The sequence below is a fragment of the Pseudomonas sp. KNUC1026 genome (assembly GCF_021650705.1).
GTDB lineage: Bacteria > Pseudomonadota > Gammaproteobacteria > Pseudomonadales > Pseudomonadaceae > Aquipseudomonas.
In genome coordinates this window covers 5,031,584-5,049,831 of sequence record NZ_CP087138.1, presented here as the reverse complement: position 1 = coordinate 5,049,831, position 18,248 = coordinate 5,031,584, and the positions used below count along the sequence as shown (strand labels likewise).

The 18,248-nt window shown below is 65.4% G+C and carries 9 protein-coding genes and 4 pseudogenes; 1 reads left to right on the top strand and 12 read right to left on the bottom strand.

Annotation, left to right across the window (positions count from 1 at the left end; translation table 11 throughout):
• Positions 1 to 3 precede the first annotated feature (3 nt).
• From LN139_RS23735 to LN139_RS23720, 4 genes and pseudogenes are all read right to left on the bottom strand, one after another.
• Positions 4 to 1,424 (bottom strand): annotated as a pseudogene (locus LN139_RS23735) (PIG-L deacetylase family protein).
• Positions 1,421 to 2,316: pseudogene (locus LN139_RS23730) on the bottom strand (GNAT family N-acetyltransferase). Before LN139_RS23730 ends, LN139_RS23735 begins: the two co-directional pseudogenes overlap by 4 nt.
• A complete protein-coding gene (locus LN139_RS23725; RefSeq protein WP_236357496.1) occupies positions 2,316 to 3,443 on the bottom strand; it encodes a glycosyltransferase in 1,128 nt (375 codons plus the stop codon). Before LN139_RS23725 ends, LN139_RS23730 begins: the two are co-directional and overlap by 1 nt.
• Positions 3,427 to 5,184: a carbamoyltransferase family protein gene (locus tag LN139_RS23720; RefSeq protein ID WP_236357493.1), complete on the bottom strand. Its 1,758-nt coding sequence runs from the start codon at positions 5,182 to 5,184 to the stop codon at positions 3,427 to 3,429. The genes LN139_RS23725 and LN139_RS23720 overlap by 17 nt, the downstream gene beginning before the upstream one ends.
• Positions 5,185 to 5,355: 171 nt before the next feature.
• Here LN139_RS23720 and LN139_RS23715 point away from each other — a divergent pair, with 171 nt between their 5' ends.
• Positions 5,356 to 8,280: a dermonecrotic toxin domain-containing protein gene (locus LN139_RS23715; protein WP_236357491.1), complete on the top strand. Its 2,925-nt coding sequence runs from the start codon at positions 5,356 to 5,358 to the stop codon at positions 8,278 to 8,280.
• 12 nt (positions 8,281 to 8,292) lie between these two features.
• Here the strand turns inward: LN139_RS23715 and LN139_RS23710 are convergent, their stop codons facing one another.
• From LN139_RS23710 to glnE, 8 genes and pseudogenes are all read right to left on the bottom strand, one after another.
• Entirely contained in the window at positions 8,293 to 9,744 is a 1,452-nt protein-coding gene (locus LN139_RS23710; protein WP_236357489.1) for a lipopolysaccharide kinase InaA family protein, read from the bottom strand.
• Positions 9,744 to 10,495 (bottom strand): annotated as a pseudogene (locus LN139_RS23705) (lipopolysaccharide kinase InaA family protein). The gene LN139_RS23710 and the pseudogene LN139_RS23705 overlap by 1 nt, the downstream one beginning before the upstream one ends.
• Positions 10,492 to 11,226 (bottom strand): lipopolysaccharide kinase InaA family protein, encoded by a 735-nt coding sequence (locus tag LN139_RS23700; protein ID WP_236357487.1) that lies wholly within the window; start codon positions 11,224 to 11,226, stop codon positions 10,492 to 10,494. Before LN139_RS23700 ends, LN139_RS23705 begins: the two are co-directional and overlap by 4 nt.
• Positions 11,226 to 12,032: a lipopolysaccharide core heptose(I) kinase RfaP gene (gene rfaP / locus LN139_RS23695; RefSeq protein ID WP_236360586.1), complete on the bottom strand. Its 807-nt coding sequence runs from the start codon at positions 12,030 to 12,032 to the stop codon at positions 11,226 to 11,228. The genes LN139_RS23700 and rfaP overlap by 1 nt, the downstream gene beginning before the upstream one ends.
• Before the next feature lie 15 nt (positions 12,033 to 12,047).
• Positions 12,048 to 13,155 (bottom strand): annotated as a pseudogene (locus LN139_RS23690) (glycosyltransferase family 4 protein); the annotation flags it as partial.
• Positions 13,155 to 14,216: a lipopolysaccharide heptosyltransferase I gene (gene waaC, locus LN139_RS23685; RefSeq protein ID WP_236357484.1), complete on the bottom strand. Its 1,062-nt coding sequence runs from the start codon at positions 14,214 to 14,216 to the stop codon at positions 13,155 to 13,157. The pseudogene LN139_RS23690 and the gene waaC, both read right to left, overlap by 1 nt.
• A 1-nt stretch (position 14,217) precedes the next feature.
• The gene (gene waaF, locus LN139_RS23680) at positions 14,218 to 15,267 is read right to left on the bottom strand and encodes a lipopolysaccharide heptosyltransferase II (protein WP_236357482.1); all 1,050 of its coding nucleotides are present in this window, start codon (positions 15,265 to 15,267) and stop codon (positions 14,218 to 14,220) included.
• Positions 15,268 to 15,322: 55 nt separating this feature from the next.
• On the bottom strand, positions 15,323 to 18,247 hold the full coding sequence (glnE, locus tag LN139_RS23675) for a bifunctional [glutamate--ammonia ligase]-adenylyl-L-tyrosine phosphorylase/[glutamate--ammonia-ligase] adenylyltransferase (protein ID WP_236357480.1): 2,925 nt from the start codon (positions 18,245 to 18,247) through the stop codon (positions 15,323 to 15,325).
• Position 18,248 lies beyond the last annotated feature (1 nt).

Genomic DNA, 18,248 nt, shown 5'->3' with positions numbered 1-18,248 from the left:
GCCTCACACTTCGGGGCCGCGGCTGGCCGGGCCAGGTTCGAGCCCTTGGACCCAGAACAACTCATGACGCCGAACCGCCTTGCGGAAGAATTCGTTTTCACCATAGCGCGGCCATTTACGGCCGCTCAACAACCGTTGCAACCAGCGCCGCAGGCGACGCTTGGCCGGCAATGGTGGCTGAAGGTCGTGCATCATGCCAAGAGCCATAGCCTTTTGCCATTGTTGATCGGGGCTGACTCGCACAACCCAGGGCTGGCGCAGCTGGCTGGCATCGAAACACGGTGGCAATGCCACGCCATCTCCCGCGTTACCCATGGGCCAACGGTCGTTGTCGTGAAGGTGGTTGGCATAACCGAGCAAAACAGGCGCCTGCCCGGCGTTCTCAAGCGCTTGCACTACCGCCTGGCGTGAAGCGATGTGATCAGGATGAGGGTCCAGGCCTGCGTCAGGCAGCACGATGGCATCCGGGCGGATACGCTCGAGCAGCTCAACCAGGTCGCCAATCAGGTTGGTCCACGTCGGGGCACCATCGCTGTCGCTGCGCAGGGCCACCTGGTTGAAGCGCCGAAACGGGCGCACATCGCACAATGGGGCCGTTCTGGAAGCGATGGGCGTGCCAGGCTGCTCGCGCATTGCCGGCAATTGCAGGCAAAAATAGCCCAACTGCACACAGCGCTCGGCCGGCACGCCGGCCCGCAGGGTACCGCAAGGCTGTCCCAGGCTCGCAGTTGGCCCTTGAGCCGGCTTGCCTGAGCTTTGGGCAGGCCCATGCGCTCATAGTGTTCAGCCTCGATTTCGCCGGCGGTCAATGTCACGATCCAGCTTTCGCGTGCCTGGCTGTAGAGCTGGAACGCTGCCAGCTCAGCATCGTCGGCATGGGGTGCAATGACCAGTACCCGGCCCAGCGCCGCCGCAGGCGGGCTGAACGCGAGCAAGGTGGCATCCGCCCCAAGGCGGCAATGGCGCGGAACCAACGCCAGGCCAGCTACCGGATCGACGCCCGTGAGGTTGAGGTAGCGAACACCGCGCGAGCCACGCTCGAAGGTCTGCCGGTCACTGCCCAGCGCAACATAGGGGTCGATGAAGCGCCCCGCCCAGGCGCTGCGCAGCTGGACGCGCAACACCAGCGTGTCGCCCTCGACGACGGCCGCTGCGGCCTCGGCCGGCAACGCCAGGCGGCCGCCTGCGAGGCTTACGGGCCATTGCCGCTCGGAGGGCAGGTCGTACTGGTAGTCCTGCGCGGGCGAATAGAACAAATGGTCGGAGAACCAGGCTTCATGGGCGACCCATGCCAGCAGCACGCCTAGCGGCATTACCCACCAGGCCAGCAGAACACCGAGCGCCAACAGCATCAGCAAGCCGATGATCAGCGTGACGCGCTTGTTGCGGCGGTGGCGGCGCAACAATGTCTGCTTGCGGCTCATGCCTGCCAGACCTCGACCGGGTTGCACCAGCGTGCTTCGTATTCTCGGTCGGCGCGGCCGAACGAGAAGCGCAGGGCTTTGCCCCTGGCGCGGGCATCTTCCCAGGCAGCCTGAGTGTCGAGAAAACTGAGCACGCTGCCAGGGCTGAATTCGCGCGTCTGAGGGTCGACACCGCCATTGACGTACTCGACGCTGATCCATCGAGGCGCCTCGACGCGATAGATCAACTGCGTGGCGATCGGCTCTCCTTCCAGGAAGATGATCGAGCCGATCAGAAAAGGCTGAAGCCTTTCGACCACCTCGGCCATGTGCGCAGCGCCCGTGGCGGCAAAGCCCCAACGGCGCTGAAACAGGTCGCAGTAGATCCGTGCCAGTTCGGTGGCGGAAAACTCGCTCACCGGGCGCACCACTCCGCCTGCCTCCTCCAGCAAACGCAGCTCGCGGCGCTGGTTGTAGCGAAATTTCTTGGACAGGTCTTCGGGTTCGCGGGCCAGCGCCAGTTGCTCCGGCTGAGCCTTCAGGCCCGAAAACCTGCCTTGGTTGAGCGTGGACAGGTAACGGGCCCGATGCCGCAACGGCGCTTGCGCCGTGTCACTGGCGGGCAGAATGATTTCTGCGTTCCCGAGGTCGAAGAGCCCCTTTTACCGGCTGCCTTCAAGCCTTCCTTGCTCAAAGCCAGGTGCCGCCCCCAGGCCGGCAGCGCGGCGACCAGTTCCCCACCGCGCTCGACCCCCAGATAGCGCACCGGCAGCCCGGCAAGGTTCGCCAGCCGCTGCACCACCTCGGGATGAGTGGCGACGCTGCCGCCGAACTGCGCCCAGGCTTGCGCGTAAGCCGCTGCATCGATCGGCGCCCAGCCACGTTCGCGCCAGAAGGCAAAGCGCTCGAGCATCAAGCCGGCCTCCGCGGCTGAACCATGGGCAGGCGCCAGAAGGTATCGGCAACGGCCTGGTCACTGAAACGGGCGGTTACGCGCTTACTCATCGCCTCGGCAAGGGCCCGGCGCTGCTCCGGATCCAGACTTGCAACGCGCACCAGCGCATTGGCCAGCGCCTGCGAATCACGTAGCGCGAACAACTCGCCAACCCCTTCGACCACTTCGCGCGCGCCGCCACAATCGGTAGCCACCAGCGGTACGCCAGCGCTCATTGCCTCCAGCAGCACCATGCCGAAAGGCTCATGATCAGAGGTGAGCGCGAAGGCGTCGAACGCCGAAAAATAGCGGGCGCCTTGAGGCACCTGGCCGGCAAACAACACCACGTCATCGATTCCGGCCTGCTCGGCCTGGCGCTTGAGCGCATCCTCCAGCCGCCCCTCCCCCATGATCACCAACCGGGCGTTGGCCGGCAGGCGACTGCGCGCCAGGGCGAACCCCTGCAAAAGGGTGGCCTGGTCCTTGTCCGGATGTAGCCGGCCAACGTTGCCGATCACCCAGTCGCCGTCGGCAAGCCCAAGCGCCTGCCGAGCCTCGCTGCGCGGCAACAGTTGCGCTTTGCGCTCGGCAAGATCGATGCGGTTGTACAAGGTTTCGATACGCTCAGCCGGCCACCCGGGCAGGCAGCGACGCATGTCGTCGCGCACGGCATCGGATACACCCAGCAACGACAGGCGCGTGCGAAAGAGGTTGGCGAACAGGCGCCGCCCTGCCCGCTCATAGTCTCCGAAGCCATGGTGCACGCCGATGACTGGCAAGCGCGTACCCAGCAGAGCCACGTAGAGCGGCTTGAAGCGGTGGGCGATGCAGAAAGCGTAGTCACGGGCACTCACCAGCTTGCGCAAGGCGGCGATGGCACCCAGCTTCAGCCCACGAACATCTGCGGAGCTGAAACCCAGGAACTGCACCTCGTCGCTGCCGCATTCGGCGGCCAGGTGCGGCGCTGCCTCGCCCGTCAGGAACGCCGTGGTCACCTTGTAGCCACGCCCGCGGAACAGGCTCGCGTACTGCCGGGCGCAGTCGAGGAACGGCCCCGAATAGCTGTGGCACAGCTGCAGCACATGGCGCTCAGCCAAGGCTGACATAAGGGTCGGCGCCTTCTTTGACCACGAGGATGTCTTCCATGATCAGGTATTGCAGGTCCGAGCCGTAGAACATGTTCAGGGCATCGGTTGGCGAGCAGATCATCGGCTCGCCACGACGGTTGAGCGAGGTGTTGAGCGACACACCGTTGCCGGTGAGCTCTTCGAGCGCTTTCATCATGTCGTAGTAACGCGGGTTGTATTCGCGTTTGAGCACCTGGGCGCGCGAGGTGCCGTCTTCGTGCACCACCTCGGGTACGCGAGTTTTCCACTCTTCATTCACTTCGAAGGTGAAGGTCATGAAAGGTGCCGGGTGATCGACCATGATCATCTGCGGTGCCACGGTGTCGAGCATCGATGGGCAGAAGGGGCGCCAGCGCTCGCGGAACTTGATCTGCTCGTTGATGCGGTCGGCCACGCCGGCAGCGCTCGGGCAACCGATGATCGAGCGACCACCGAGGGCACGTGGGCCAAACTCCATGCGGCCCTGGAACCAGGCCACAGGGTTGCCGTCGACCATGATCCGGGCGATGCGCTGCGGCATGTCGTCGAGCTTGCGCCATTCAGGCTTGTTCGGATGGCGTGCGCACGCGGCGATCACGTCTTCGTTGGAATACGCCGGGCCGAGGTAGACGTGCTCCATCTTCTCGACCGGCACGCCACGGGCGTGCGACACATAAGCTGCCGCCCCCACCGCAGTGCCCGCGTCGCCAGAGGCGGGCTGCACGAACAGCTCCTTCAGATCAGGGCGAGCGATGATCTTCTGGTTGAGCTTGACGTTCAGCGCGCAGCCGCCGGCGAAGGCCAGCTTGCCGGTTTCCTTGAGGATGTCGCCCAGATAGTGGTCGATCATCTGCAGCGCGAGCTTCTCGAACAGCGCCTGCATGCTGGCCGCGTAGTGGATGTAAGGCTCGTCAGCGACATCGCCTTCACGCTTGGGCCCCAGCCACTCGATCAGCTTGGGCGAGAAGTAGAAGCCCTTGCCGTTTTCCTTGTAGCGGCGCAGCCCGATGACGTTGGCAAGCTCGGTATTGATCACCAGCTCGCCGTTCTCGAAGCTGGCCAGGCGCGAAAAGTCGTATTTGCTGGCGTCGCCATAAGGCGCCATGCCCATGACCTTGAACTCGCCGTCGAGCATCTCGAAACCCAGGAACTCGGTGATCGCACCGTAAAGGCCGCCCAGCGAGTCAGGGTCGAAGAATTCCTTGATCTTGTGGATCTTGCCGTTTTCACCGTAGCCGAAGAAGGTGGTGGCGTACTCACCCTTGCCATCGATGCCGAGGATGGCGGTCTTTTCCTTGAAGCCGGAGCAGTGGTACGCACTGGAAGCGTGCGCCAGGTGGTGCTCGACCGGCTCGATCTTGACCTTTTTCGGGTCGAAGCCCAGTTGCTCGAGGCACCAGACGATCTTGTTACGGTAGCGCTTGTAGCGGCGGTTGCCCATCAGCAACGCATCCAATGCGCGGTCAGGGGCATACCAGTAGCGCTTGGCGTAGTGCCAGCGGGCCTTGCCGAACAGGCTGATCGGAGCGAACGGAATGGCTACCACATCCACATCGGACGGCTTGATGCCTGCCTGCTCGAGGCAGAACTTCGCCGACTCGTAGGGCATGCGGTTCTTCGCGTGTTTATCCCGTACGAAACGCTCTTCTTCGGCAGCAGCGACAAGCTTGCCATCGATGTAAAGCGCAGCGGAGGGGTCGTGGCTCAGGGCGCCGGACAGGCCAAGAATCGTCAATGCCAAGGTTGGGGCCTCATCGAACTCAGATCGGTGTGAATCGAAAGCGGCGAAGTATACCAGAGGATGTGCCGCCGGCATCCCCAACGCCCGGTGCGTCATAGTCTTAAATACCACCTCAGGTAACGGTGCACGCTCAGGCTTGGCGATTTCCCAACGCTCAGGAGCCTCTGCGCCATGAAAGACGAAGCCCCCCTCACACACCTGACCGCCTTGGAATCACAGCTGGCCCGAGCCCTGGAAACGACCCCAACGCTCTGGAGCCTGCTGAGCAGCAATCTTGCCTCGGCCTTGCGCTCACCTGCCAATTCAACGGCCCCGGATGCGCTCTACCTGGCCGAACAGCCCCTGACACATTGGCTGGCTGCGGCGATCGCCGCAGGTGGAGGCGAACCACCCACGCCGGTCGAGCACCTCACAGCCGAAGGCCAGGCGCCACTCCCGCCGGCCGAAACGCAAAGCCTCCTGCACCTGGCTCGGCAATTCAGCCGTGATGCCCGTACACGCTGGCTCGATAGCCTGTACGCCTTCTGGAATGTGCACGATTACCTGGGCCAGACCCGCTCCCGCTGGCTGGCCGGCTGGCTGCGCGAACAGTGGCAGGCGCAGCTCACACTGCGCGAGCAGGGGCGAACACTGGCCGAACCCGCAAGGGCACTGTGCCATGCGCCCCTCGGCAGCGAGCCTTGCTGGCAAGGCATGCCAAGGCTGTGGGCAGGCAACCGGTTCTGGTGGCTGAGCGGTGCCTTTGTGCTGGCTGCGACCAACCCGCTGAACAGCCCCCTGCAACCGGTGGTGCTGTCGACGCTGGCCTGGGGCATCGAGCCCTTCGACAACTGGCCGCTGCTTTATGCCGAGCTGGTCGCGCGGCTGGAAGACGACGTGCAGGGGCCGGCATTGCTCAGCGCCATGGCGCCCTCGGATGCCCGCAATTGCAGCGGTTGCGATCGACTGGAATGGGTCCCCATCCGCGGGCTGATCTTCGAAGCCCTGGCCAATTCGCTGATCCTGCGCCAACGCCACGCAGCTCAGGATGGCTGGGCTCAGGCCCTTGCCGAGCTGCGCTCGAAAGACATGCTGGCGGCGGACGAAACACTACGGGCCGCCTGCGACCTCAAGCCATTGCTGACGTCTACGGGGCTTCGCGAAACGCACGTCACCGCTCAATTGGTAGCGGCGATGCCAACCTGGCTGAAAACCCTCGGCAACGAGCGGATGCTCAGGCTCAACCGGGCGATGAGCGACCTGCGGGTCGCAACCGCTGCCGCCATGGCGCCCGAACTGATCCCTCTGCAGCGGTTCGCCTCGCGCGTCGGCCTTGAGGCCTTCGCTCGCGACAGGCTGGCCAGCGGCCTGCGGGCTCTGGGCATTGTGTTGCCGCCCGAACGCATTTTGGTCAGCGTGACTCGAACCCGCGCAACCGGCCCCCTGCTCTCACCGGCCAACCCCGCTGAAACCGGCTCCAGTGCTGGCCGAGTGCTTGACCGCACCGGGCCACCACTGGAGCACCTGACCCACACCCGCAACCTGCTGCAGCTGGCGCTGGATAACCTCAGCCCCCTCGATCTGGATTACCTGCTGACGGCACGCATACGAGACGAACATGGCAACGCCATCCCCGGCCTGGGTGCCGGGGCTGTACGCAAGCTGGTACGTCAGGCCAATGTCGGCGGCACTTATGGGCAGTATCTGACTGCACAATTGCGTACCGGGCATGAAGCCCAGTGGCGTCGCGAAACCTATCGCCAGCTGTTAAGCGCAAAAATGCGTTACGAAGGGCTCAAGGACGGCTATCGGGGCCACCTGGGCGGTGGCGACCGCCTCCATCCATGGATCGCAGCCCTGCTCGCACACCCGGAGAGCTCAGAGCTCCGCGTAGTAGACGGCCAACGCATCGAAGCCTGGCAACTGATGATTCGGCAGGCACCCGTTCACGGTGTCTATCTGATCGGCCCCGCTCCGGACGGCCAGGCAACCCCCGTTCTGGTCTATGCACCCGACAGCCCCGACCGACAGTACTGGGCACGATTCGACAACCGGGCGGCATTGGCACAGCAGTGGCTGAGCCGGGACGACGTCAGGCAATACCTGTGCGCCAGGGTGGCGCTACCGGAACAACCCGCCGTTCGCGCCTTGTTGAGCTCGCCCAAGCTCTACCGGCATATCGACGCCCAACGGATCACGGCTGACGTACTCAGCAACGGCTACCTGTCCGAGACACGCATGATCATCGCCAACGCCGATGCGCTGACCACCAGCAATCGCGAGGTGAATCTCGACACGGCGCAGCGCCTGGCGCTCACCCTGATCGAGCTGATCAGTTGCGTGCTTCCCGCAAAGGTTGTGGGCAGCTTGTCAGTGGCACGGGCAGCGTGGTCGGCCGTGACCTTCACTCAAAGCCTGGAAACCTCCAGCACCGAGGCGCAATTGCTCGGCGCGGTAGAGATGTATTCCCACCTGCTGGAGGCCGCCGTCGCGCTCTCCAGCAACCCGCTGACGAGCAAACTCGTTCGCAGCTTCCCGTTCAATACGGTGCGCCCGCTACACCCCCAATATGCCGCCAACCCCGCCAGCACGCACTTGCGCTATGAACTGAGCAACGCCGACCAAGTGATCGAGGCACGCGTGCTCACCGACGGCTACAGCGACTATTTCGTGCAGGACCGCCAAGGCAATCGCTACCAGGTGATGTTCGACGGCGAACACTGGCGGGTAATCGACGCCCGCAAGCCGGACGCACTCTACAAGCCGACGATCCAGCGCAATGCCAGGGGCGAATGGGAGATGCTTGGCCTGCCGCTGTGGAAAGGCATCGTCCCGGACATCCGAGCACTGCTGCAACGCCTGAGCGTGGCAGGCCCCGAGAATGCCACTGAAGGCGAGGTATTCGAAGACGAGGGGCGGCAGTTGCTCAAATTGGGAGGCACGCTGTTACAAGTGCGGCGCAGCCTGGCTGCGGGGCGTTACACCGTCGTGCATCCGACCCCGCAGCGCGGCGGCGACACCCTGACTTTGAAACTGCGCAGAGCGCCACACGGCTCAGGCTGGCAAGCCAAGCTCAAGCAACTGGCCATGGCCAGCGCCTGGCTGGACATCGACTAAGCCAGCGCAGCCTCAGGCCTGAGGCGAAGAGGTGGCAGGCAGGCGCGCTTCGAGCAACGTGCGAAGCGCACTGCCCGCCGGCCAGTTGCGCAGGAAGCGCTCGCGATCCTTGGCATAGGCGCTGGCGAAGCTGCCCTCGCTGCCGTGCTGGCACATGGCGTCCAGATCGATCAGCGCCCAACGGCCCTGATGCCAGAACAGGTTGTGGCCCTTGAGATCGCCGTGGCTGATGCGCTCGCGCAGCAGCGCTTGAAACAGCTCGTCGAGCGCCAGCAGTTCGGTTTCAGGCACCTGCCCACTCTCGATGCAGGGCGCCCAGTGCTCGATGATGTCGGGCCCTTCAAGGTACTCCGTCACCAGCCATGCGCGGCCGCGCAGGCCGAGGGTTCTGCTTTCCCGTACCGCCAGTGGCCTGGGCGTAGCGATGCCGAGGAATGCCAGGCGATGCCCGGCGATCCACGAATGCCAGGCCCGGCTGGGGCGCCAGAAGCGCTTGAGCCAGTGCAGTGCGTCCTTGATGTTGTAGCGCTTGATCACCAGCGTACGGCCTTGAGCCTGCACTCGTGCCACGGTCGCGGCACCGCCGGTCTTGTAGAGGTGGCCTGCATCGATCAGCGCATCGGCCTGTTCAAGCACTTCGGCCAGTGCCGGGGCCTGGTCACGGCGCATGGCCGTCAGCCCCGAGGCACTGCGCTGGACGCTGAACAGCGTGCAGTCGCGGCCGGCCTTGGCCAGGTAATCCTTCAGCCGCCAGGCGCGCACCTTGTCGATCTGCTTTTGCAGGGCCTCCAGCGGAAGGGCGTGCTCGCTGTTGGCCAGCAGATAATGCACCAGCAGCTCCTCGGTGAACGGCGCCAGGGCTGGCGGCAATTGGGCGAAGAACACACCGAGGTTTTCCAGCACACGCTCGCGCGGCAGGGGCTGGCCGGCCTCGGCAGCGCGCACGCCGGCGCCATCGATCAGGTACAGCTGGCCGTTGGCGCGCAGCAGGTTGTCCAGGTGCAGATCCTCTTGCCAGAGGCCTTTGAGGTGCATCTGGGCCACTGCCGTCAATGCCTCGCCGAGCACGGCCGATTGCTCGTCGGCCAGCACAGGCAGATGCTCGACCGCCTCCCATGCCTGGCCCAGGCTTTGTGCAGGGTCCAGCAGCTCGAACAGCAGCCAGCCCCCCTGTCCGCCCTCTAACCCATCCGCCAGCAATTGTGGTGTGGTCAGCCCCTGCGCCTGCAATAGCCGCACACCCGCCAGCTCACGCTCGAAATGCCGGGGCGCCTTGGGCCCCACCAGCAGCTTGGCCAGCACCGGGCGGCCGCGCCATACGCCGGCGCCGACATAGCGTTGGCCAGGCAGCACGCGCAGCAGGGTCAGCAAATGCAAGTCGGCCGCACCGGCGGCATCGGCCAGGGAAATGTCCAACGGCAGCGCAGGCGCGCGGCCGGCCTTTTGCAGATCGACCAGTTGCATCAGCGGTTTCCCTTGTGACGCCGGCGGCGGACCAGGCGGTCGAGCCAGGCGCCCACCTCGGCGCTCTCGGCAGGTTGCTGCAAGTACGCCGCCAGCAGTTGGCGCACCTCGGCATCGCTCCACATGTGCGAGCGCCGGAGCAACGGCTCGATGTCGCGTACGCGATCGCGCTGGCCGAAGATCAGTGGGCGCGTTTTTCGAGATCGATCAGGCAGGCCTGGAAGGCCCCAGCCTGCTCACGCAGGAAAATGTGCTTGGGGTAGAAGCAGTTGTGTACCTGCCCGGCGCCATGCAGAGTGCGGGTCAGTGCACCGACTGCATCGAGGATCGCTTTGCGGCCTTCGGGCGGCACCTCAGCCCACCTGTCGTTCCATGACTCAAGGTCCGCCCAGTCGTCCAGCGCACGCGTCAGCAGCACCGCCTGGGTGCCCTCAGGAGTGTTTTGCTGGCCGTAGAACACCGCTTCCAGCGAGGGAATGCCCATCTGCCGGTAGCGCTGGATGTTGCGAAACTCCCGGGCAAACGTTGGTTCACCGAGCGGCCGGCGCAAGGTGCGGGTGAGGTAACCGCTCTGGCGTTTGAGGAAGAACCCCTGGCCCTCAAGCTCGAGCCGGTAGACGCTGCTCCACCCGCCGCGGCCGGTATTGGGCTCGTCCACCGCCGTCAATTGCAGGTTCCACAAAGCCTGGAAGCTGTCCAGCCCATGGCGTGCCAGCAGCGCCTGGGCGTCGGCGCCATCGAAAGTGTTCATTCACGCCCCTCGAAAAAACTCAGGATGTGCCGGATGCGTTTCTTGTCCGACGCGTTAAGGCGCTCGCGCTTGCGGTATTGAAGGTAGAAGCGCAGGCGCTGGGTGCGCGAGAGGTGGTACTTGCCCACCTTGTCGAGGCACGCCAGGTCCTTTGTGATGCGGTAGCGCAACATGAAGCTTTGCCAGAACGCGCCGTTGGGGCAGTCGATGAAAAACACCGTGTCCTGATCATCCACCAGCAGGTTGCGCCACTTCAGGTCGTTGTGTGTGAAGTGGTGATCGTGCATCTGCCGAGTGTGGCGGGCCACCTGCTGGCTGACGTAATCGACCCAGGCCGGGTTGCGCAAACGCGCATCGCGCTTGCCGGCGAGATGGTCCAGGTCCTGGGTATGCTCCAGCTCACGGGTGATCAGCGCACCACGGCCGAAGGCCATGCCATCCCGCTCCAGCCCCCAGGCGACCACCTCGGCGGTGGGGATGCCCCATTCGGCGAAACGTTTGAGGTTCTGCCACTCCGCACGCACTCTCGGGCGCCCCATGTAGCGGCGCAGGCCGCGGCCGGCGCCGGTGTAGCGTTTGACGTAATACAGCACGCCATCCAGGCGCACCCGAATGACCTCCGAGAGGTTGTCGTAGGTCAGGCGTTCGCCTTGCAGAGCAAAGACGGCCTCCAGGCTGCCAAAGGCTTCGGCCAGGTGTTCGTACTCAGGCTCCAGAGTCCAGCCAGCCATCAGAGGGCGTCTCCATAGCGCTGCTTGCGCGCATAAAGGCTTGCCGCCTTGCGTTCGAGCCAGGCCAGCAGGCGCGCTTCGTCGCGCAACACCTGGCGCAGCGGCAGGCGGAAGTAATCTCGCAGGAAGCGCAGCTTGTCGCGGCGGGTCAGGCCGATATCAAGCGCCGAGAAGTACAGCGCCGCCAGGTCCTTGTCGCGCCAGCGGCGCGGGGTGCTGCTGCGGGTTTGCGCGCGGTGCAGGTCGATCACCGACACATGCAGCTCGGCCGGCGTGACGGGCCGGTCGGTGTGCAGCAGGAAGTGGCAGATGTAACAGTCGCGGTGGTTCACGCCGGCCCGGTGCATTCCACCGACCATGCTCGCCACTCGGGCGATCAAGGCGTGCTTGAGCGCAGGCGCTGGCGGCTGGGTGCGCCAGGTGAGGCTGTAGTCTTCAAGGCTTACGGTAGGCGCCAGCTCTTCGGTGACGATGAACGAGTGCTGCCGCGCGGGGTTGCTGCCGCGCTCGCCGTAGGCCACCGCCGTCATGGTGGCGATGCCCGCCTGGTGCAGCCGCTCGATGGCGCGCCACTCCTGGCCGGCGCCCAGCACTGGCAGCTTGGCGCTGGCGAGGTTCTTGACGATTTCGCCCCAGCCGATGCCGCGGTGGATCTTCACGAAATACCCGCGGCCCTGCACCTCGGTGCGCAGGGTACGACGGCCCTCCAACTCGCGGTACACCTCGCCTTGCAGGGCCTCGACGGCCTCGAACGGGTCACGCGCGGCCCACAGGCCTTTGAAGGGTTCCAGCAACATCAGGGTCATGCCTGGGCCTCGCTCGAGAATCAGATCGGCGGCATGCTCGGGCATGCTGTAGAGGTCGGCGTGCTCGGCGAACACCAAGCCCTGCGCGGCCCAGCGGGCGCGCGCAGCGTCGTCCTGGAGCATCTGCACCAGGTAGCGGTTGAGTTGGGCCTGCTCGAAGGGTTCGCTCAGCACCAGGCCGCTGCCGGCCTCGGCGATGTAATGGGCGTAGCCGCACACTGCGGTTACCAGCACCGGCAGCCCGGCTACCAATGCCTCCAGCAGCACCGTGCCGGTGTTTTCGTTGTAGGCGGGGTGGATCAGCGCGTCAGCGCCGAGCAGAAAACGCGGGATATCCGGCCGGCCCTTCATGAAGGTCACCTGCTCGCCCACGCCCAGGGCGCGCGCCTGCAGCTGGAAAACCTTAGGGTCATCCTGGCCGATCACGAACAGCCGAGTACGCTTGCGCAACGCCTCGGGCAACGCGGCCAGCGCCTTGAGGCTGCGGTCAGTGCCCTTGGTCTTGAAGCCCGAACCGATCTGCACCAGCAGGCGGTCCTGTTCGGCCAGGTCGAACTCCTGGCGAAATGCCGCACGGATGGCGTCGGCATCGGCCGGGCGGCGGCGATCCTGAGCGATGCCTGGGGGCAGCAAGTGAAACCGCTCGGCCGGGGTGCCGTAGTGCTTGACGAACAGCGGCTGCTGCACCTCGGAAATCATCAGGATCTGCGTTTTCGATTCGGGCGCGAACACCGCCCGCTCGTAGTCGGCGAAATGCTTGTAACGCCCGAAGTACCGATACAGCGGGTTGCGCAGCGTCTGCGCCTTGTCTTCGAAGCAGCCGTCGGCGGCGTAGTCAGACGTCCAGCCCCGGCATCTTGTTGAAGCCTACAAGGCGGTCGACCGGGTCGCGGGCGAGGTCTGCCTGCATCCAGGCAGTGAGCTTTTCATTGCGGTGGTGGTTGAACAGCGCCTTGGCCGGGACGATGCGCACATCGAAGCCCGCGGGCACCTCGCCCTGCCAGATGGGGGTATAGACGCGAATGGCATGCCCGCGCCGCTGGCATTCCAGGGCGATGCGCATGAAGTCGCGCTGCAAGCCGCCAAACGGGAAGTACTTGTACAAAACGAACGCCAGTTGCATCAACGCCTGCCCTCGGCCAACAACAGCGTGCTCAACTGCCCTGCCACACGCTCGGGGTTCACGCGGGTGAAGCACAACGGCCCTTCGCGTTTGAGATCGTGCCGCGCCAGGTCCTCCGGCGTGGGTTTGTAAGTGCACTGCTTCTGCAGGCACGGTGCGCAAGGCCAGTTGCTGGCCAGATGCACCTGGGTACGGCCGTAGGCGCCGGTGAGCCCTGGGTTGGTGGGGCCGTAGACGGACACCGTGGGCACATCCAGCGCGGCGGCAAGGTGGCCAAGGCCGGTATCGACCGCCACGCAGGCGCGCGCCTGCACCAGCACCCCGGCAACGCCGGCCAGGTTGAGCTTGGGCAGCACCTGCACGTTGTTCATGCCGGCGGCGATGCGGTGCGCGCGGCGAAATTCTTCTTCATTGCCCCACGGCAGGCGCACGCCGATGTTGGCCAGGCGCAAGCGCTCGGCCAGCTCGCGCCAGTACACCTCCGGCCAATGCTTGGTGGCCCAGGTGGTGCCATGCAGAAACACAACATAAGAGGTCGGGTTGGGAATGCTGAGCAGCCTGGAGCGGTTGAGCCCGTACTGGCCGGTGCCCGGCGGCAGGTCGTAGCCCAGCGCCAGGGCGAACAGCAGGCGCAGCCGCTCTACGGCGTGCTGGCCCTTGATCACCGGCACCTTGCGGTCGTAGAAGCGCGCAGCGATCGGCTCGCGGGCAGAGTCTTTGTCCATGCCGGCGACCGGCGCCTTCACATAGCGGGTGAGCCAGGCGCTTTTGAACAGGCCCTGGGCATCGATCACCAGGTCGTACTTCCGCTCGCCAACCGCCGCCTTGAAGGCCTTCCACTCGCCACCCTTGAAGGTTTGCCAGAGGCTCTTGCGCCAGCGGCGGATGGCTACGGGGATGACTTTGTCGACCGCCGGGTGCCAGGTGGGCAGCTCGGCAAAGCCCTCCTCCACCACCCAGTCGAAACGGATGCCGGGGATCGCCCGTGCCGCATCGGTGAGTGCCGGCATGGCGTGGATAACGTCGCCCAGCGACGAAGTTTTGATCAGCAGAACGCGCAAGTCAGTCGACCTCGGCCAGAACGTTGACCGGCTCGGGCCCTTCGAGCCCGCGAAGGGCCTCGGTGACCCGCTGGGGCTCGAGCAGTCGCAGGCAGTTGTAATGGCCAAAACGGCAAGTGCGGTCGAAGCACGGGCTGCAATCCAGGCCTAGCCGCACCACTTCGACCTGGTCGGCCAGCGGTGGGGTGAAGCCAGGCGAGGTGGAGCCGTATACCGCCACCAGCGGCAGGTTGAGCGCGGCGGCCACGTGCATCAGGCCCGAATCGTTGGAAACCACTGCCCTGGCACAGGCCATCAGGTCGATCGCCTCGGCCAGCGACGTGCCGCCACAGAGGTTGGCGGTTTCTTCGCGCAGCCCCGGAATCAGGCGCTCCTGGATCGCCTCGCCCACCGCATGATCCTTTTGTGAGCCGAAGATCCACACCTGCCAGCCCTGGCGGATACGCTCCTCGGCCACTGCCGCGTAGTGCTCGGAGGGCCAGCGCTTGGCCTCGCCGAATTCGGCGCCGGGGCATCGAACAAGTACCGGGCGGTCGAGCTCAAGGCCGAACTTGGCCAGCGCGGCGTCACGGCTCTGGGGCTCAATGCGCAAACGCGGCTGTGGATAAGGCTGGGGCAACACGGCGCCAGGCTCGTAGGCCAGCGCCATGAAGCGCTCGATCATCAGCGGGTAGCGGGTTTTGTCGAGCGTGCGCACATCGTTGAGCAGGCCGTAGCGGAACTCGCCGCGCCAGCCCGTGCGCTTCGGGATGCCCGCGAAGAACGGCACCAGCGCGGACTTGAGCGAGTTGGGCAGCAGGATCGCCTGATCGTACTGGCCCTTGAGCGAACGGCCGATGCGCCGGCGCGTGGCGAGGTCGAGCACGCCGTGGCCGAGCGGAAAGCTCAAGGCCTGGCGCACCTGTGGCATGCGTTCGAGAATCGGCCGGCTCCACTCGGGGGCGAGCACGTCGATCTGGCACTGCGGGTGGCGTTGCTTCAGGCACTGGAACAGTGTCTGGGCCATTACCATGTCGCCGACCCAACTGGGCCCAATGATCAGAATGTTCATGGGTTTTCCGAAAAACGCGCGGCCTGCCGTTCATTCACAGGCCGCTGCCATCACTCTAGCCCAGGCCGAGCCCGGCCCAGATCCGCATCACCTCACGACGCTCGGCCGCGAACTGATCCCCCGGCACCACCGAGGGTGCTTTCTGCAAGGCCTGCCGGTGGGCTGAAGCGCGATAGGCCTTGTAGGCCTCACGCAGCAGCACGGCATCGCTGGCCGGCAACAACCCGGCCTCTTCCAGGCCTTCGAGAATGCGGATGTTGTCGGGGTAGCGCAGCAGCGCCGGGTGCGTGCCAGACCACGCCAGGGCCGCGTATTGCACCATAAATTCGATATCGACGATACCTCCGGCGTCCTGCTTGAGGTCGAAGGGCACCGCTGCCTCGAAGGCGTTGCTACCCCGCCCGGCACCACTGGCGCGGGTGCCGAGGTTGTCGCGCATCTTGGCGCGCATCTCGCTGACCTGCGCGCGCAACTCAGCCAGCTCCCGGGTTTTGCCTAGCACGCCAGCGCGCACGCGCTCGAAGCCCTCGCCTACCTCGGCATCGCCCACCAGCACCCGCGCGCGCACCAGCGCCTGATGCTCCCAGGTCCAGGCCTCTTGCTGCTGGTAGCGCTCGAAGGCCCCCAGCGAACTGACCAGCAGCCCTGCCGCGCCGGACGGGCGCAGGCGCATGTCGACGTCATAGAGCTGGCCGGAGTTGGTCTGCGCAGTGATCAGGTGAATGATGCGCTGGCCCAGGCGGGTGAAGAACTGCGCACCGTCGATAGGCTTGTCGCCATCGGTCTCGGCCTGCGGGTCGCCGTCGTGGACGAACACCAGGTCCAGGTCCGAGCCGTGGCCCAATTCGATTCCACCGACCTTGCCGTAGCCGACAATGATGAACCCCGGCTCGCACGGCCGGCCATCGGCACGCAGCGGCACGCCATGGCGGGCGACGGTCTGGCGCCAGGCCAGCGCCAGCACCTGCTCCAGAATCGCCTCGGCCAGCCAGGTCAGGTAGTCGCTGACCTTCATCAGCGGCAAGGTACCGGCGATTTCCGAAGCCGCCACCCGCAGGCTGTGGGCCAGCTTGAAATGCCGCAGCGCCTCCATCTGCTGTTCCAGGTCGTCCTCGGGAATGCGTGTAAGCCGCTCGCGCAGCTCGGCCTTGAGCTCCGGCGCCTGGGGCGGGTTGAACAAGCGGCCTTCGTTGAGCAACTCATCGAGCAGCAGCGGGTAACGCGCGATCTGCTCGGCCACCCAGGGGCTGGCGGCACACAGCGCGAGCAATTGGCGCAAGGCGCCGGGGTTTTCCGTCAGCGGCACCAGGTAAGCCGAACGGCGAGTGACCGCCTCGACCAACGGCATTACCCGATCCAGCAACAGATTGGGTTCGCCCAAAGCCACCGCCTGGGCCAGCAACCTTGGGATGAACGCGTCGATGCGCTCACGGCCGATACGCTGAGCGGCGCGCAGCAGGTGGCTGTTGCGCAGGTCGGCCAGTTGCCGAAAGGCTCGGCCAGGGTCGGTGAACCCGGCCTCCTCCAGTTGACGGCAGGCATCCTGCTCGGCTTGTGCGTCCTGCCACAGCGGCATCCACTCGCCACCGACCGGCTCATCCAGTGCCGCGTTCTCGTCTTCGTCCGGGTCGGCGATCACCTGGCCGAAGTGCCAGGCCACCCGCCCGCGCCGATGAGACAACCGCTCATGAAAACTGGCCCAATCGGCGAAGCCCAGCATGGCCGCGACACGCAGTTGGTCGCGTTCATCGGCCGGCAGCATCTGTGTCTGCCGGTCGGCGATCGCCTGCAAGGCGTGCTCGGCATAACGCAGGAACTCGTAAGCTTCGCGCAGCTCGGCCACCACGGCCTGCGGCAGGTAGCCCTGCCCCTCCAGCGTGGCCAGCACTTTCAGCAATGGCCGCTGTTGCAGGCTCAGGTCTCGCCCGCCATGAATCAGCTGGAAGGCCTGGGCGATGAACTCCACTTCGCGAATGCCGCCCGACCCCAGCTTGATGTTCTCGGCCATGCCCTTGCGCCGCACCTCCTGCTGAATCAGTTGCTTCATGGTGCGCAGCGCCTCGATGGCGGAAAAATCGAGGTAGCGGCGGTAGACGAACGGCCGCAGCATCTCCAGCAATTGCACGCCGGCCTTGGCATCGCCACCCACCACGCGCGCCTTGATCATGGCGTAGCGTTCCCAGTCGCGGCCCTGGTCCTGGTAATACTGCTCCAGCGCATTGAAGCTGAGCACCAGCGCGCCGGCCGAGCCGTAAGGGCGCAGGCGCATGTCGACGCGGAACACGTAACCGTCGACGGTCACCGGGTCCAGTGCCTTGATCAAACGCTGGCCGAGGCGGATGAAAAACTCCTGATTGTCCAGCGAACGCTTCACCCCTTCGGTTTCGCCGCCTTCGGGATAGGCGAAGATCAGGTCGATATCCGAGGAAAGGTTCAGCTCGCCAGCGCCCAGCTTGCCCATACCCAGCACGATCATGTGCTGCGGCTCACCGCTACGCCGACCGACCGGGGTGCCGAACTGCTGGCAGTGGCGCGGGTAGAGCCATTGATAGGCCTCATCGATGCAGGCGTCGGCGAGCTCGGTCAGATCGCGGCAGGTTTGCCCCAGATCGGCGGCGCGTGTGATGTCGCGCCATACGATGCGCACCTGCTGGCGCGCGCGCTGCTGGCGCAGCACCTGCCCGAGTCGATCCTCGGTCTCGGCCGATTCCAGCGCGGCATGCACCTGGGCGCGCAACTCGCCTGGGCCGAATACCCGGCCAAGGTCGCCACTGGCGACAAGCTCGGGCAGCAACGCAGGCGCGCGGCGGATCTGCTCCACAACAAAGTCGCTGCAGGCGCACACCCGGCCGAGAGCTTGCCAGAAGACCTCATCGAACCCTTCGGCTGCTGGAGGGGCAATGGAAATGAACTCGCTGCGGCAGGCGTGGGCCAGATCATCGAGGGCAGCGGGAAGTGGTGCCACGGTCGGCTGGCTCATG